This is a genomic window from Undibacterium sp. Jales W-56, from assembly GCF_025548535.1.
Taxonomy (GTDB): domain Bacteria; phylum Pseudomonadota; class Gammaproteobacteria; order Burkholderiales; family Burkholderiaceae_D; genus Undibacterium.
Genome location: NZ_JAJLQW010000002.1, coordinates 187,745 through 202,948 on the forward strand (window position 1 = coordinate 187,745; position 15,204 = coordinate 202,948).

General features: G+C 49.5%; 12 protein-coding genes. 9 read left to right on the top strand and 3 right to left on the bottom strand.

Annotated elements, in window-relative coordinates; all coding sequences use genetic code 11:
* The first annotated feature begins 21 nt into the window (after positions 1 to 21).
* The 9 genes from LPB67_RS06800 to LPB67_RS06845 all read left to right on the top strand — a co-directional run bounded on the left by LPB67_RS06800 (position 22) and on the right by LPB67_RS06845 (position 10,130).
* Positions 22 to 468: a putative toxin-antitoxin system toxin component, PIN family gene (locus LPB67_RS06800; RefSeq protein WP_262836365.1), complete on the top strand. Its 447-nt coding sequence runs from the start codon at positions 22 to 24 to the stop codon at positions 466 to 468.
* 221 nt (positions 469 to 689) lie between these two features.
* Positions 690 to 1,439 carry a protein phosphatase CheZ gene (locus tag LPB67_RS06805; protein ID WP_262836366.1) on the top strand — a complete coding sequence of 250 codons (750 nt, stop codon included), beginning with the start codon at positions 690 to 692 and terminating at the stop codon, positions 1,437 to 1,439.
* Complete coding sequence (locus LPB67_RS06810; RefSeq protein WP_262836367.1) at positions 1,439 to 3,244, top strand: chemotaxis protein CheA; 1,806 nt, start codon at positions 1,439 to 1,441, stop codon at positions 3,242 to 3,244. Before LPB67_RS06805 ends, LPB67_RS06810 begins: the two co-directional genes overlap by 1 nt.
* Positions 3,245 to 3,857: 613 nt before the next feature.
* Positions 3,858 to 4,301 (top strand): type IV pilin protein, encoded by a 444-nt coding sequence (locus LPB67_RS06820; RefSeq protein WP_316685126.1) that lies wholly within the window; start codon positions 3,858 to 3,860, stop codon positions 4,299 to 4,301.
* Between the two features lie 8 nt (positions 4,302 to 4,309).
* Positions 4,310 to 4,801 carry a GspH/FimT family pseudopilin gene (locus tag LPB67_RS06825; RefSeq protein WP_262836368.1) on the top strand — a complete coding sequence of 164 codons (492 nt, stop codon included), beginning with the start codon at positions 4,310 to 4,312 and terminating at the stop codon, positions 4,799 to 4,801.
* A complete protein-coding gene (gene pilV / locus LPB67_RS06830) occupies positions 4,795 to 5,379 on the top strand; it encodes a type IV pilus modification protein PilV (RefSeq protein WP_262836369.1) in 585 nt (194 codons plus the stop codon). Before LPB67_RS06825 ends, pilV begins: the two co-directional genes overlap by 7 nt.
* Positions 5,370 to 6,494: a PilW family protein gene (locus tag LPB67_RS06835; RefSeq protein ID WP_262836370.1), complete on the top strand. Its 1,125-nt coding sequence runs from the start codon at positions 5,370 to 5,372 to the stop codon at positions 6,492 to 6,494. The genes pilV and LPB67_RS06835 overlap by 10 nt, the downstream gene beginning before the upstream one ends.
* Positions 6,491 to 7,054 (top strand): PilX N-terminal domain-containing pilus assembly protein, encoded by a 564-nt coding sequence (locus LPB67_RS06840; RefSeq protein ID WP_262836371.1) that lies wholly within the window; start codon positions 6,491 to 6,493, stop codon positions 7,052 to 7,054. Before LPB67_RS06835 ends, LPB67_RS06840 begins: the two co-directional genes overlap by 4 nt.
* Before the next feature lie 19 nt (positions 7,055 to 7,073).
* On the top strand, positions 7,074 to 10,130 hold the full coding sequence (locus tag LPB67_RS06845) for a pilus assembly protein (protein ID WP_262836372.1): 3,057 nt from the start codon (positions 7,074 to 7,076) through the stop codon (positions 10,128 to 10,130).
* 363 nt (positions 10,131 to 10,493) lie between these two features.
* On the opposite strand, the gene lon is transcribed toward LPB67_RS06845, so the two are convergent.
* The 3 genes from lon to clpP all read right to left on the bottom strand — a co-directional run bounded on the left by lon (position 10,494) and on the right by clpP (position 15,203).
* A complete protein-coding gene (gene lon / locus LPB67_RS06850) occupies positions 10,494 to 12,902 on the bottom strand; it encodes an endopeptidase La (protein ID WP_262836373.1) in 2,409 nt (802 codons plus the stop codon).
* A gap of 206 nt (positions 12,903 to 13,108) precedes the next feature.
* Positions 13,109 to 14,380 carry an ATP-dependent Clp protease ATP-binding subunit ClpX gene (gene clpX / locus LPB67_RS06855; protein WP_262836374.1) on the bottom strand — a complete coding sequence of 424 codons (1,272 nt, stop codon included), beginning with the start codon at positions 14,378 to 14,380 and terminating at the stop codon, positions 13,109 to 13,111.
* A gap of 196 nt (positions 14,381 to 14,576) precedes the next feature.
* Positions 14,577 to 15,203, bottom strand: a complete 627-nt coding sequence (clpP, locus tag LPB67_RS06860; RefSeq protein ID WP_316685129.1) for an ATP-dependent Clp endopeptidase proteolytic subunit ClpP — start codon at positions 15,201 to 15,203, stop codon at positions 14,577 to 14,579.
* Position 15,204 lies beyond the last annotated feature (1 nt).

The window sequence follows — 15,204 nt, forward strand, 5'->3', positions numbered from 1 at the left end:
TTAAGAAAGATGACAGCCCCAATGATACCTAAGCGCGTGGTGCTTGACACCAATGTATGCCTGGATTTATTTGTATTTCACGATCCACGCTGGATTCCGCTGATGAATGGATTGAACGACGGCAGCATTAAAGCCGTCACGTGTGAAGACTGCCGTCAAGAATGGCTGGTGGTGCTCACCTATCCTCATTTACCGATTCAAGAACATCATAGAGATGGCATCATTCAAGAATTCGATCGATTGGTCGAAACACAAATTTTGCCAGAAGCTCTGGCAATCAAACTGCCAGTATGCAGCGACAAAGACGATCAAAAATTTTTAGAGGCCGCAAGAGATGCTCGAGTCGATGTGCTCGTCACAAAAGATAAGGCATTGTTAAAGCTGGCACGAAAAACCAGACAACTCGGTCTGTATGAAATTGAGACTCCAGACAAATTTATACTCAAGTTAGTACAGGGAGTGTTGTAACTGGCATCACAAGTCTGCATCAACTGGCAAAGTCTTGAATAAATAGATGACAAATTTTATTTCCCAGGGTTATTCTAAGGGCATGGAAGTCCTGTTACCATAGAGTGAGATTGTAAAACCCTCAAACTCAGAGCAATCGAATAAGATTAATCTGTATGAAATACCATGATGCTTGTGGACAAACTCACAAACATCGCAGCGATTATGGAGAATAGAGAACTATGACCGATTCAGCAGATGATTTGGACGCATTATTTGAAGAAATGGCCAATCAGCGCGTCGAAGCAGCGGTTCCGCCCTCAGTAGTTGCGATGGAGCCAGCTGCGCCCCCGACAGAAATACCGACGCCTGCCAAATTAAATCTCCATAGCGCCGAAGCCGACTCTGGCAAGCCGATGTATGACCGTTTAGGCGGGCTCGTTCGTATGATGCACGATTCGATGCGGGAGCTGGGCTATGACCGTTCGCTATCCGACGTTGCTTCTCAAATCTCCGATGCCCAAGGCAGGCTCGAATATGTAGCCTCCCTGACAGAACAGGCAGCGAATAAAGTATTGAACGCCACCGACGCTGGCATGCCGGAACAAGATGCCTTAGCGAAAAGTGCAAAAGACTTGGATAGCCGCTGGAGCAGCGTGTTTGCCGGCACCATGAGTGTCGAGGATTTCAAGACTCTCGCCACGGACTCAAAAACTTTCACGCATACCGTAGTTGCCTCAACGGATGCTGAAAAAGCCCGCCTGCTGGATATCATGATGGCACAGGATTTCCAGGATCTGACTGGTCAGTTAATCAAGAAAGTGCTGATCATTACCCAGGCAGTTGAACGCGAATTGGCGCAAATTCTTATTGACAATGCACCTCTAGAATTGAAAGAAAAAGCCATCGAACTGATGGAGGGTCCTTCCGTTCCAAATGCTGCGCTAGAACAGGACGACGTAGATAACCTACTTGATAGTCTGGGCTTCTAATGGATGACATGCTGAAAGAATTTGTCGTCGAGGCTCTGGACCTGGCAACAAATGTGGAAGAACATTTGCTGACCCTGGAGCGGAATCCGGGCGATATGAACACGTTGAACGCCGTGTTCCGATCCTTCCATACAATCAAGGGTGGTGCCGGATTTATGAATTTGACTGCCATGGTATCGGCATGTCATCTGACAGAAAATCTGTTCGACGCTCTCAGGACAGGACAAGCGCCGGTGACGCCGATTGCGATTGAGGCGGCGCTGGAAGCCAGCGGATTCGTTGCCGATCAATTGACGGCACTATCAAACGGCACGCATCCCGACCAGCTCTCGACCATGCCCAAATCGTTGGAGCAGGTGCTGACCGATGCGATTGAAGGCAAGATCACATCAAGGAAAAAAACGACTGCCTCACCTGGCGCAGTTGCCGCACCAGAAAAAATAGTGGAAGCCGCAGCAACAGAACCAGGTAACGATGGGGTAAATTGGGAAGCTTACTTCCGCGCAATCACCCCTCCAGGAACCTTACCCGAACCGGCAGAGTCCGCCACCGCCAGCGAAGAACATGAGGCAGTCAAGACCTCCTTGGCCACAGCCGACACCATAAAGCAGAATGCCCCCGTCAAAGAAGAAAGTATTCGTATTGACGCGGTCAAGCTTGATGTTTTGTTAGAAGTTGCTGGCGAATCGGTCCAGGCAGCGAATCAGGCAGCGGTCTTATTAGAAAAATTGTCGCAGTTCAAGTTCGACGGTCAGGCAGCGTCGCTGATGTCAGCGCTGACAGAAACATTAACCCGCGCCTCGCGTTATTCAACCGAATTACAGCGTGCAACACTGGCAACCCGCATGCAGCCGGTGGGTCGTTTGTTCCAAAAGTTCCCGCGCTTGATTCGTGAATTGGCACGCGATCTCGGCAAAGATGTTGATCTGAATATATCCGGTGCCGAAACTGAAGTCGATCGCGTTGTTGTCGACAGCTTGTACGATCCTTTGGTTCACATGCTACGCAATGCCCTTGACCATGGCATAGAGACTGCAGAAGAACGTACTGCTGCTAAAAAGTCACCAAGAGCTACGATCTCACTGAAAGCATGGCAGGAAGCCAGCAGCGTCATGATCGAAGTAACAGACGATGGCAAAGGCATGGATGCCCAGCGCCTGCGTGACAAAGCAATCTCCAAAGGCTTGATCAATTCGCATGATGCACGTACTGATGACGAAGCTTTCCAACTGGTGTTTTTACCCGGTTTCTCTACCAAGGAAGTCGCTTCCAGCGTCTCAGGTCGTGGCGTTGGCATGGATGTGGTCAAGACTGCAGTCGAACGACATCGTGGCGCCATTCGGATTTCATCGCATCTCGGCACCGGTACCACTTTCCTGATCCGTTTACCAATTGAGTTATCGATTGTGCCGACTATGCTGGTACGTACCGATGGTGCATCGCTGGCACTGCCAATGGCAACCGTGCAGCGCGTTGTAGAACTACCAGAAACCTTTGAGAGCGTCGGCGGTCACCCGGTATTGCGGGATTTAGGCAGGCCATTACCGGTACGCTCTTTGGGACAAATTCTGGGCTATGAAAAGAGCTCAGAACGCGTCGGCATCGTCATTGCTGCGCCTAATCCTTACATCCTGTCTGTCGATTCAGTCGACGGTACAGCCGATCTCGTCATTAAACCGTTAACCTGTATCTCGACTCCTGGCATCACAGGAACGGCACGCTCCGCCGAAGGCGAACTGGTTCTGGTTACCAGCTTATCGTTCTTACTGGACGGCTGCAAAGTCACTGAAAGACTCAGCGCATAATTTTGCATCTGATCTCTACATCCATCTGATTCTTGCGTCGATGCATATTGCAAGAATCAGAAATGGATGCCTGAATGCTTTCAAGCACCAATTTTCCATCTCAAGATTCATATATTCAAAGAAAATAGGCAAGCCTATTGCGCTTAGTTTGACCTATAGATGCAAAAACTAAACAGCCTTCACCTGTATTTCACATCGACTTCAAATTTCTAATTCAGGCTTGCGGCATGCTGGCTTGCATGTTTTACCGAACATTGGTCAAGCGATGTATACTTGTTCCATCCATAATTCCCTTGCTTGCCATAAGCAAAACCTATCCCCATTGTTTAAGCCTGAAAGCGCCGATTAAATTACCGGATGGTCGTTTTTTGCACAAGCATGAACGACCCAATATATAGAACAGATGATTGAAAATTAAATCTGACAAACTTATTTAAAAACTTGCAAAGTATCTGCTAAAACATTATTTGTCGACCGCCTATACTGATTGCGAATACCCAAACTATTTTCTGTATGGCATTGCGTTCGTACTGGAAAATCAACCGCTCATCAGTTCGAGTTGCCACACGGATAGTTTTTCCGGATCATGTTTTTACTCGCAAGGAGAAACGCAATGGATCCAATCGGCAAACAAGACCCACGCTACCATCGGCATGGCTACGGCTTTACTCTCATCGAACTCATGGTCGTGGTTGCCATAATTGGTATTCTGGCTGCAATTGCATTCCCCGCATATCAACAATACTTGGTCAAAGGCAGGCGTGCATCCGCACAAAGTGCGCTGATGGACATCGCCCAACGGCAACAACAGTATTTGCTGGACGCACGAGCTTATGCGTCGGACTTCAATACGCTGGTTTATAGCGTACCTAACGATGTTGCAACCTATTACACCGTGACGATGTGTCAAACGACCGGGTCGCCTTGCGTAGCACCAGGTGGTACTCCGCCTGCTTTTGCCGCTATCGCGACGCCGATAGCAGGCACTCCACAGGCGAACGATGGCATCTTGAGCATTACTAATACGGGCGCGAAGTCGCCGTCCAATTTGTGGTAGGTATGACGATGAACATCCCCTCCTCATGGCCGCGAACTGATCGTTATACGACAGGTTTCACTTTGGTGGAATTACTGGTGACGGTGGCGGTTGTCAGCATCTTGCTGGCACTCGCGGCTCCCTCGTTTTCTAATCTCATCGCAAGCCAGCGGGCAAAAGCGGTTGCGTCCGAACTCTTCGCTGCCCTGTCCAGAACCCGCAGCGAAGCGATTGCCCGCAACACCAGCATAACTTTGTCGCCGCAGACTGGTGGATGGCAAAACGGCTGGCAAATCCGTGATTCTGCCACTCCCCCCAATCTGCTGGATGATCGCGGCGCTGCCAAAGGCGCTACCGTGACCGGACCTGCCAACGTCGTTTATCGCGCGTCGGGACGACTCCCGCCGGGCGCTACCCCATCTTTCCTTATTACGACTACGTCCGGCTCAACCAACATATACCAATGCATATCGGTTGACCTGATTGGTCGCCCCTATATGAAGGCAGCGTCATCATGCTGATAACCAAACATTTTATTCCCAGACATCAGCACGGTACCAGCTTGCTGGAGGTGCTGATCACCCTTGTGATCCTGGCGTTTGGCTTGCTCGGCCTCGCAGGTTTGCAAAGCAAACTTCATACGGCTGAACTCGAGTCCTATCAGCGTGTTCAGGCAGTTTTATTATTGTCGGATATTACGGAACGAATCAATGCCAATCAGCCAAATGCTGCAAGTTATGTAACTACCGGCACGATAGGCACCTCGGACAGTCAGCCTGCGTCATGTGCCAATATCGCGACCGGATCAGCCCGTGACATCTGTGAATGGAGCAATGCCTTGAAGGGGGCAGGAGAAATGTCGGCCGGCAAAAATGTAGGAGTCATGTTGGGTGCGCGCGGCTGTATCACGCAGATTCAAGCTCCCAATCCAGCTACCGGTGTTTGCACACCGGGCATCTATCTTGTCAGCGTGTCCTGGCAAGGCATGACCCAGACCCAAGCCCCAACCTACACTTGCGGTCAAAATTTATATGGAGCGGACACGTATCGCCGTACTATTGCGACGCAGGTTTCAGTCGGGCTGCCGACATGCCAATAACATTATGCTGCGCTACCCACAATAAGGATGCATTCGTCATGGCTATGAGCAAGAAAACCCGACAGTATGGTTTGACACTGGTTGAACTGATGGTGGCAATCACCCTGGGCTTGATTGTCGTTGCTGGCCTGAGTGCGCTATTCGTCAACAATAGTCGTGCCCGAAGCGAAATAGAGCGTGTCAATCAGCAGATTGACAATGGTCGTTATGCCATGCAGTTGCTTACTGATGATCTGAGAAGTGCTGGCTATTTCGGCGAATTCAATCCTAAACTTCTGGCCTCGCCGGCAACCAAGCCAGACCCCTGCTCGATCGTCCTGAGCGACCTCAAGGCCGCACTGCCACTAGCGATACAAGGCTATGATAACGGTGTCAGTGCCCCAAGCTGTGTGAGCGATGTGCGAACCGGGACGGACATCGTCGTGGTACGTCGCGCCAGCACCTGCGCGATCGGAGAGACCGACTGCGACGCGGCAATCAGCGGCGCTCCTTACTTTCAAGCCTCAACCTGTTCAATAGAACTGGCCGCTACCAATCCGGCCAATTACTATGCTCTGGACACAGACACGTCAAAGTTAATTGCCCTGCACAAGAATGATTGCACACTCACCACACCGGGAACTATAGCCCCGCTTCGTCAATATCGTACACATATTTATTTCATCGCCAACAATGACAAGCCTGGTGACGGCATTCCGACCCTGAAACGTGCAGAACTCGGCGTGGCGGGTGGTGTGGCTGTCTTTACTATCGTCCCGCTGGTAGAAGGGATCGAGAATCTGCAAATCGAATACGGCATCGACACCATCGCCACGCCGCCGGCAACCACCGGCAACCCGGCCCTATTCACTGCCGACCCTGACAGTGTCGGCAGTTGTGCGGGAACGACATGCATAGAAAATTGGCGCAACGTCGTTGCGGCCAAAGTTCATGTACTGGCCCGCAACACGACTCAGAGCACAGGCTATAGCGACAACAAGACCTACACACTGGGTCTCCTGGCTGACGGCACTACGGCCAACACTGTCACCCCACCGACCGGTGATCATTATCGACGTCACCTGTACAAATCAGTAGTGCGCTTAAACAATACCGCAGGAAGGAACACGCCATGATATTGACGCCATCCCAGCAACGTGGCGCTACACTGCTGGTGAGCTTGATCATGCTGATCCTGATCACCATTCTCGTCGTCACCGCTTTCAAGCTTTCCAAGGGTAATCTGCAGATCGCTGGCAATATGCAACAACGCAATCAGTTACAGGTCGCCGCCCAGAGCACCATTGAAGAAATCATCAGTACTACCCGATTCACCGATACGCCTACCAACGCCCTGCTCTCACCCTGTAATGCTGTGCTGAATACCAAATGCTTCGATGTCACCGGCAAAGGCGGCAAGGATGTCACCGTCGCGGTCACTCTTACATGTACCTCAGTTAAACCCGTTCTTAACGCCAATCTCGACATCAGCAAAACAGATGACCAGGGTTGCACGGTTGGCGTGCGCGATGACTTATTGGGTGTAGAGGGAGGACCTGGCTCCAGTGATGTTTCTTTTTGCGCAGAGCGGATGTGGGACATCCAAGCCGCAGCCACCGACAACTTTACCAGCGCACAATATACCGTTAACCAGGGTACTGCCATACGGGTACCGGTAACGACCACATGCCCTTGATTAATTTAGAGAGAACATGATGAATTTCTTATTCCTATCAAAACGCTGGGGACCATTCCTCAGTTTGAGTCTCAGTCTTGCTGTGGCACCAGTATCGGCAATAGCCGAGGATATCGATATCTATCTAGGCTCGTCCGGGGGGACGGCGACCGCCCCCAAGGTTATGATCATGCTGGACAATACGACCAATGACCTGTTTCCCGCAAAGCTCTCGGCCATCAAAACGGTGCTGGATAAAATCACCGTGCCTATGGATATCGGACTGGCCCTCTACAGTCCCACCGGTTCGCCCAAAGGGGCTTATATCCGCTTTGCACCGCGTAATGTTGGCACCGACATGACCAACCGAACCGCGCTGAAAAATATATTGAGCCTGATATCGACCAAGAACGAATATAACGGGTTGAAGGACGAGCCTGAAGCGTTCTACGAAATCTTTAAATATTTTACCGGAACCAACCCGTATGCTGGCGGATTGCCTCCGAAGAATCCCAATGTGGATATCATCGGAAATGCCGGCAGTTATGCCGGCGCCACTGCGTTCGGCCAGGGTATGACTTCAGGTTTCGCCTATAGCGGCACCGGCCCCTATAGCAGCGTCAGTACCACCTGCGCCAACGACTTCATCATTTATATCGCTGCGAATAACGGTTTTTCACCCGGTGATGTCCAGGGCAATCAAAGCTATGAGGGTCTCAGCGCCGGACCGGCACTTCCACCGGCCAGTCTGGCAACCTACTGGGGAGACGAATGGACGCACTATCTCTACAATTATCCGGGCCACAAGATCTCCACGTATGTACTTGATGCTGCATCCCCTGGCAACTCTGATGCTTTCTACACTTCCTATTTGCAGGCGGAGGCCAAGCAAGGCGGCGGCACCTGGCAATACGTGACCAGTGAAGCAGAAATCGTCACCGCGTTGATGAAAATTTTGGTGCAAATCCAGGGTATCAATTCCACCTTCGCATCGGCCAGCCTGCCTGTGAATGCGACCAACCGCGATCAAAACAAGAATCAGGTTTTCATCCCGATGTTCCGTCCCACCGTAGATGCCTCGCCACGCTGGATGGGTAATCTGAAGCAGTACCAAGTGATCGGCAGCGGCAATCTCGATTTAGGCGATGTCACTGGCGCTCCGGCGATCAGCCCGGTCACCGGCTTCGTGACCGAATGTGCCACCAGTTTCTGGACTTCGGATTCCGGTACATATTGGAATAATCTTCCCGGAACACCTAAGGGAACCTGCCCCGTCACCAGCTATTCACCGTATTCCGATTCGCCAGACGGCCCCATTGTTGAAAAAGGCGGTGTCGCCGAAGTCATTCGTAAAGGGAACAATCCTCCTGCGACAGATACCTCGCCTACGTGGCTTCCCGACAAACGCGTTATCTATACCCAGCCTGCGGCCGGCGGTTCTTTGGCGACTTTCAGCGCCACATCACCGGGTCTGGCTACTGAAACAGGTTTGACTGGTACTCCATTGACTGATCTGGCCAATTTTGTGCTTGGTCAGGATGTCAACGACGAAAATGGTAACAAAAATTATACGGAGAGCCGGCCGTCATTACACGGCGATGCGATTCATTCGCGTCCGCTGCCGATTGACTACGGTACAAACGGTGTCACAGCTTACTACGGCGCCAACGACGGCATGCTACGTGCGGTAGATACGAAAAGCGGTCAGGAGCGTTGGGCTTTTGTCGCACCGGAGTTTTATTCAAAACTGCCGCGTCTGAAGAATAACCTCCCGCTGATCAGCTACCCCACCATGCCACCCTTAGTGACGCCAACCCCGACGCCGAAGGACTATTATTTTGACGGTTCAATCAGCCTTTATCAATCCTTAGCCAATGCCAAGATCTGGATCTATCCAACCATGCGTCGCGGAGGACGGATGCTGTATGCCTTTGATGTCACCAACCCAGCAACGCCAGCCTTCAAGTGGAAACTCGGTTGCCCACATCTGGGCGACGACAACGCTTGTATCAAAGATCCAAAAGGATTTGACATGTCAAATATCGGACAAACCTGGTCAACACCTAGAGTGACATCCAAGATCCAGGGATATACCGGACCCGTGCTGGTCATGGGTGCTGGCTATGACAAGTGCGAAGATGACGACAAGGCCGCGCCAAGCTGCAGCATTACACCGAAGGGTGCTTTCGTTTATGTGATTGATGCAGACACCGGAGTGGTCATCAAGTCATTTCCCACTTTGCGCAGCGTGGCAGCTGATGTGGCGCTACTCCCCACAGCAGGAGTGGTGGATCATGCCTATGCAGCTGACACTGGAGGCAATATTTACCGGATCGATTTTGGGGCCTCCGTCAGCAGCTGGAGCATGACTCGCGTGGCTTACACCAATGGCGCAGGCCGCAAGTTCCTCTTCGCTCCAGCGCTACTGAGAGCTTCAGCAACCAAGGTCTATCTGGCGCTGGGTTCGGGCGATCGTGAACATCCGTTGCAAAGCAACTACCCTTTCAATCCCAGCCCAGGCATCACCAATCGTTTCTATGTGTATGTGGATGACTTGGCGGTGGTTCCGACCACGGCGAACAATCTGGACGATACGAAAATCATGTACGACAGAACCGTCAGCACCGCAAGCAGTTGCAATGATCTCGCCGTCTTACCCTCGTCGACGATGAAAGGCTGGTTCATGGATTTAAACCAACACCTGCCGGGATTTGCAGAGCAAACAGTCACATCCGCTCTGATTGTCGGAGGTACAGTGATGTTCAGCACAAACCGCCCGGTACCTACAGCCGCAGGTACGTGCTCAACCCCTCTCGGTAAAGCAGAGGGATATATGGTCAATCTATTTAACGGATCCGGCGCAATTGGTGTTTTAGGTGCTTGTGGCGGTGCCAGATCAAGCACATTCGTTGGAGGAGGTCTGCCTCCATCTCCGGTGTTAGCTACGGTACCAATTAACGGCAAACCGACGACGATCATTATTGGTGCTGCAAATCGAAGCGGTGCGGCTTGCGGTTCCTTGTGTGTACAGACACCGCCGTTTCCAAGCTCTCCGAAGCGCAAAACGATTTATTGGAAATCTTCTGGTCAAAATTAATGTATGAGCCATCTCGTAACCCTTCTGGTTACGAGATGCATCCAGCTACCATTGATTAATTATCGGATGAAATTCACGGATAGTTCGGTCGCAGTAGGAATGTGATTATCGTGCCCCCATGCAGATCTGCATGGGGGCATTACTGCAGACGTTTTTTGCAAAGGTCTTAAAATAAACCCGTTCGCTCGGAAGAGAATGGGGGTTTATCTATATTGGGGTGCCGACAAAGCACTGACCATTCCCAAGACACCGGGACATCAAACCAAAACGTGCGCCAGAACGTTACGACAGCAGGTCAACTTTGGGTGGAAGTAATTCTTGATTTTTGCCAAGCTTGGCAGCTGGCGATTTCACCACTACCCATCAATGTTTGACAACACCGGCATCACCAACAGCCTCGGGCTTGGCCGCTGCTGCAAGTAACACCTCTTCCTCGGTCAAAGCAACTGGCATGCGTTCAAGAGCAATCTCCAATACCTTATCGATCCAGCGAACTGGAATAATTTCCAATTTGTTTTTTACATTATCAGGAATATCAGCTAAATCCTTGGCATTTTCTTCTGGTATCAATACCGTCTTAATACCACCACGATGCGCCGCCAATAATTTCTCTTTTAATCCACCGATAGGCAATACTTCGCCACGCAAGGTAATTTCTCCCGTCATAGCAACATCCGCGCGCACAGGAATGCCCGTAAAAACGGAAACCAATGCCGTCGTCATTGCGATACCCGCCGATGGGCCATCCTTCGGCGTTGCACCTTCTGGCACGTGAATGTGGATATCACTTTTTTCAAATACATCGTTTTTGATGCCCAAGCGCTTGGCACGGCTACGAACTACAGTACGGGCAGCCTCAATCGACTCCTTCATGACATCGCCCAAAGTACCCGTGCGTATCACACCGCCCTTACCCGGCATTGCTACCGCTTCGATCGTCAACAAATCACCGCCGACTTCCGTCCAGGCCAAGCCAACCACTTGACCGACCTGATTTTCTTTGACTGCCACACCAAAATCATAACGACGAACACCGAGGAATTTATCCAAGTTCTTGGCAGTAATGGTCGCCTTTTTTTCGCTCTTTTTAAGTAAAAGCATCTTCACTACCTTGCGGCAAATCTTCGAGATTTCACGCTCTAATGAACGCACACCGGCCTCTCTGGTGTAATAACGGATAATGTCGCGGATTGCACTTTCAGATACATTGATTTCACCGTCCTTCAAACCATTATTCTTGATTTGTTTCGGCAGCAAATAGCGTTGTGCAATACTTGTTTTTTCATCTTCGGTATAACCGGACAAACGAATCACTTCCATCCGATCCAGCAAAGCAGGCGGAATATTGTATGAATTCGATGTCGCGACAAACATGACATCCGACAAATCAAAATCGACCTCGATGTAATGATCGGAAAACGTATGATTCTGCTCAGGATCCAACACTTCCAGCAAGGCAGAAGATGGATCGCCACGGAAATCTGCGCCCATCTTGTCGACTTCATCCAATAAAAATAAAGGATTACGTACGCCTACCTTGGACAAACTTTGCAAAATCTTGCCCGGCATGGAACCGATATAAGTACGGCGATGACCGCGAATTTCAGCCTCATCACGCACGCCGCCTAAGGCCATACGAACAAACTTACGATTTGTCGCGCGAGCAATTGATTGACCCAGTGAAGTCTTACCTACGCCAGGAGGACCAACCAGGCACAAGATTGGGGCTTTTAACTTATCGACGCGCTGCTGAACGGCAAGATATTCCAAAATGCGTTCTTTGACCTTATCCAGACCGTAATGATCGTCTTCCAATACTTTCTCGGCATTGGTCAGATCGTTATTTACTTTGGATTTTTTCTTCCAGGGCAAATTCACGATGGTGTCGATGTAATTTCTCACGACCGTCGCTTCAGCCGACATTGGCGACATCATTTTGAGTTTTTTCAACTCGCCCATCGCCTTATCACGCGCCTCTTTTGGCATTTTGGCAGCTACAATTTTCTTTTCAAGCTCATCGATGTCGGCGCCTTCATCACCCTCGCCTAATTCTTTTTGAATCGCTTTGACTTGCTCATTCAAATAATACTCGCGTTGAGATTTTTCCATCTGGCGCTTAACACGTCCACGGATACGCTTCTCTACTTGCAAAATATCGAGTTCGCCTTCCAACTGTCCCAATAAATGCTCGAGACGTTTGGACACGCTGAATATTTCTAAAATGACTTGTTTTTGCTCGAGCTTCAGCGGCAGATGAGCTGCAATTGTGTCGGCAAGACGGCCGGCATCATCAATGCCTGACAAAGATGCCAAAATCTCGGGTGGAATTTTCTTATTGAGTTTGACGTACTGGTCGAATTGCTGAACGATCGCACGGCGCATCGCCTCAACCTCAGAGTCATCGCCCTCTTCTGGTGGCACCGGTGTCAGGTCTGCGGTGAAATGCGACTCTGTTTCGGTAATTTTATGGATGCGTGCTCGCTGAGCCCCTTCTACCAACACCTTGACCGTACCATCAGGTAATTTCAACATTTGTAAAATGTTGGCAATACAGCCTATCTCGTAAATATCATCGGCGGATGGTTCATCCTTGGCGGCGGCTTTTTGAGCGGCAAGCATAATGCTTTTACCCTGCTCCATTGCGGCCTCCAAAGCCTTGATGGACTTTGGTCGGCCGACAAATAAGGGGATAACCATATGCGGAAAAACCACCACGTCGCGCAAAGGCAATAATGGTAATTCTGTTTGTTCAGTGATTATGGAAGTTGTCATGGCGCACCTTATTCAAAATTTCTAGTAGATAGATTGGCGCACTAGGCTAAAACTCAAGCCCGTCATCCGAAAAACAATAAAAAAGCCACACAGAGGAAACTCCGGGTAGCTTTTCGATTGAAGCTCAATTTTCTTGTGTAATTAATTGTACTGCGTATTCCCAAAGCCGTGGATCAATTGTGATATTCACCCACAGTTTCTAGGAATTAAGATTTCGCCCCCGAAACCTTCGGTTGTTCATCATAGATCAGTAAAGGCTTCGCGCCATTATTGATGGTGTTTTCATCAATCACCACTTTCGACACATTTTGCTCACTCGGCAAGTCGTACATAATGTCCAGTAAAGCGTGTTCGAGGATAGAGCGCAGTCCGCGTGCACCCGTCTTACGGGCAATCGCTTTCTTCGCAATGGATTGCAGCGCTGCCGGGCGAATTTCCAATTCAGCGCCTTCCATTTCAAGCAATTTTGAGTATTGTTTGATCAAAGCATTTTTTGGTTCGACCAGAATCTGAATCAATGCCGCTTCATCTAACTCATTCAATGTTGCAATGACTGGCAAACGGCCGACCAGCTCAGGTATGAGCCCAAAACGGATCAGATCCTGAGGTTCCGCATCCTGCATAACCTGGCTGGCGCTTCGCTCGGATTGGCTCTTGACACTGGCACCAAAACCGATACCGCTACGCTCAGAACGATCAGAGATAATCTTGGCAAGGCCATCAAAAGCACCGCCACAGATAAACATGATATTAGTTGTATCAATCTGAATGAAATCTTGATTAGGATGCTTGCGTCCGCCTTGCGGCGGTACCGATGCCATCGTTCCTTCAATCAGCTTCAATAAAGCTTGCTGGACGCCTTCACCTGATACATCTCGGGTGATCGAAGGATTATCTGACTTGCGTGAAATTTTATCAATTTCATCAATATAGACGATACCTTTTTGTGCCCGCTCAACTTCGTAATTGCAATTTTGCAATAATTTTTGAATGATGTTCTCAACGTCCTCACCGACATAACCTGCCTCGGTTAATGTCGTTGCATCGGCAATAACGAACGGTACATTCAACATACGCGCCAATGTCTGCGCCAGTAAAGTCTTACCTGAGCCAGTTGGGCCTACCAGTAAAATATTACTTTTTGCTAGTTCGACATCGTCTTTCTTGCCAAGATGCTTCAGACGTTTATAGTGGTTGTAGACAGCTACCGCCAAAATGCGTTTTGCAGTTACCTGGCCGATAACATATTGATCTAATAAGGCAGTAATTTCAGATGGCGTAGGTAAATCGGTTTTGGCGCTGGAAATAGACTCCAGGTTACTCACTTCGTCACGAATAATGTCGTTGCATAAATCAATGCATTCATCACAGATGAAAACGGAAGGCCCGGCAATCAGTTTTTTAACCTCATGCTGACTCTTGCCGCAAAAAGAGCAATAAAGCAGTTTTTCGCCAGTGGAGGATTTTTTATCGGGCATAGTGCGTAGGTTCTTAACGAAAATTTAGCGGATTTGGTTTTGATATTACCTGCAAATTCGATATAAGTCATCGAACATGTTTAGGTTATAAATGATTTAAAAATTCTTGCCACATTTATTTTGTGGCGCTCAATAAAAAACGCCCGGACCTGATAAGTGCGGGCGCTTTCTTTATTTTCAATATTTCTTCAGTACATCAAGCGCGGTTTGTCAAAACTTTATCGATCAATCCATACTCAACTGCAGCATCTGCTGACATGAAATTATCCCTATCCGTATCTTTGCCGATCTGTTCGATAGTCTGGCCGGTTTTCTCAGCCAAAATACCATTCAGACGTTCACGCAAATACAAAATTTCACGCGCCTGGATTTCTATATCGGAGGCCTGTCCTTGCGCACCGCCCAAAGGCTGATGAATCATAATGCGTGAATTAGGCAAGGAAAAACGCTTACCTTTAGCTCCGGCTGCTAATAAAAAAGCACCCATCGATGCTGCCAGACCGGTACACAATGTAGAGACATCCGGTTTAATGAACTGCATCGTGTCATAGATCGCCATACCAGCAGAAACTGAACCGCCTGGAGAGTTGATATATAGTGAAATATCCTTATCCGGATTTTCACTTTCCAAAAACAACAATTGCGCTACGATCAGATTGGCGGCCTGATCATTAACCGGACCAACCAGGAAAATCACACGTTCTTTCAGCAAACGGGAGTAGATATCGTAAGCGCGCTCCCCACGCCCACTTTGCTCTATGACCATCGGCACCATGCCTAGCATGTTGGTATCTAATGCTGAATTCTGAATGATGCCTGCCATG

Coding starts and splice junctions, on each gene's coding strand:
- LPB67_RS06810 (WP_262836367.1), top strand. CDS start 1,439: ATGGATGACATGCTGAAAGAATTTGTCGTCGAGGCTCTGGACCTGGCA.
- LPB67_RS06825 (WP_262836368.1), top strand. CDS start 4,310: ATGAACATCCCCTCCTCATGGCCGCGAACTGATCGTTATACGACAGGT.
- LPB67_RS06820 (WP_316685126.1), top strand. CDS start 3,858: ATGGATCCAATCGGCAAACAAGACCCACGCTACCATCGGCATGGCTAC.
- pilV (WP_262836369.1), top strand. CDS start 4,795: ATGCTGATAACCAAACATTTTATTCCCAGACATCAGCACGGTACCAGC.
- LPB67_RS06805 (WP_262836366.1), top strand. CDS start 690: ATGACCGATTCAGCAGATGATTTGGACGCATTATTTGAAGAAATGGCC.
- LPB67_RS06835 (WP_262836370.1), top strand. CDS start 5,370: ATGCCAATAACATTATGCTGCGCTACCCACAATAAGGATGCATTCGTC.
- LPB67_RS06840 (WP_262836371.1), top strand. CDS start 6,491: ATGATATTGACGCCATCCCAGCAACGTGGCGCTACACTGCTGGTGAGC.
- LPB67_RS06800 (WP_262836365.1), top strand. CDS start 22: ATGATACCTAAGCGCGTGGTGCTTGACACCAATGTATGCCTGGATTTA.
- clpP (WP_316685129.1), bottom strand. CDS start 15,203: ATGGCAGGCATCATTCAGAATTCAGCATTAGATACCAACATGCTAGGC.
- lon (WP_262836373.1), bottom strand. CDS start 12,902: ATGACAACTTCCATAATCACTGAACAAACAGAATTACCATTATTGCCT.
- LPB67_RS06845 (WP_262836372.1), top strand. CDS start 7,074: ATGAATTTCTTATTCCTATCAAAACGCTGGGGACCATTCCTCAGTTTG.
- clpX (WP_262836374.1), bottom strand. CDS start 14,380: ATGCCCGATAAAAAATCCTCCACTGGCGAAAAACTGCTTTATTGCTCT.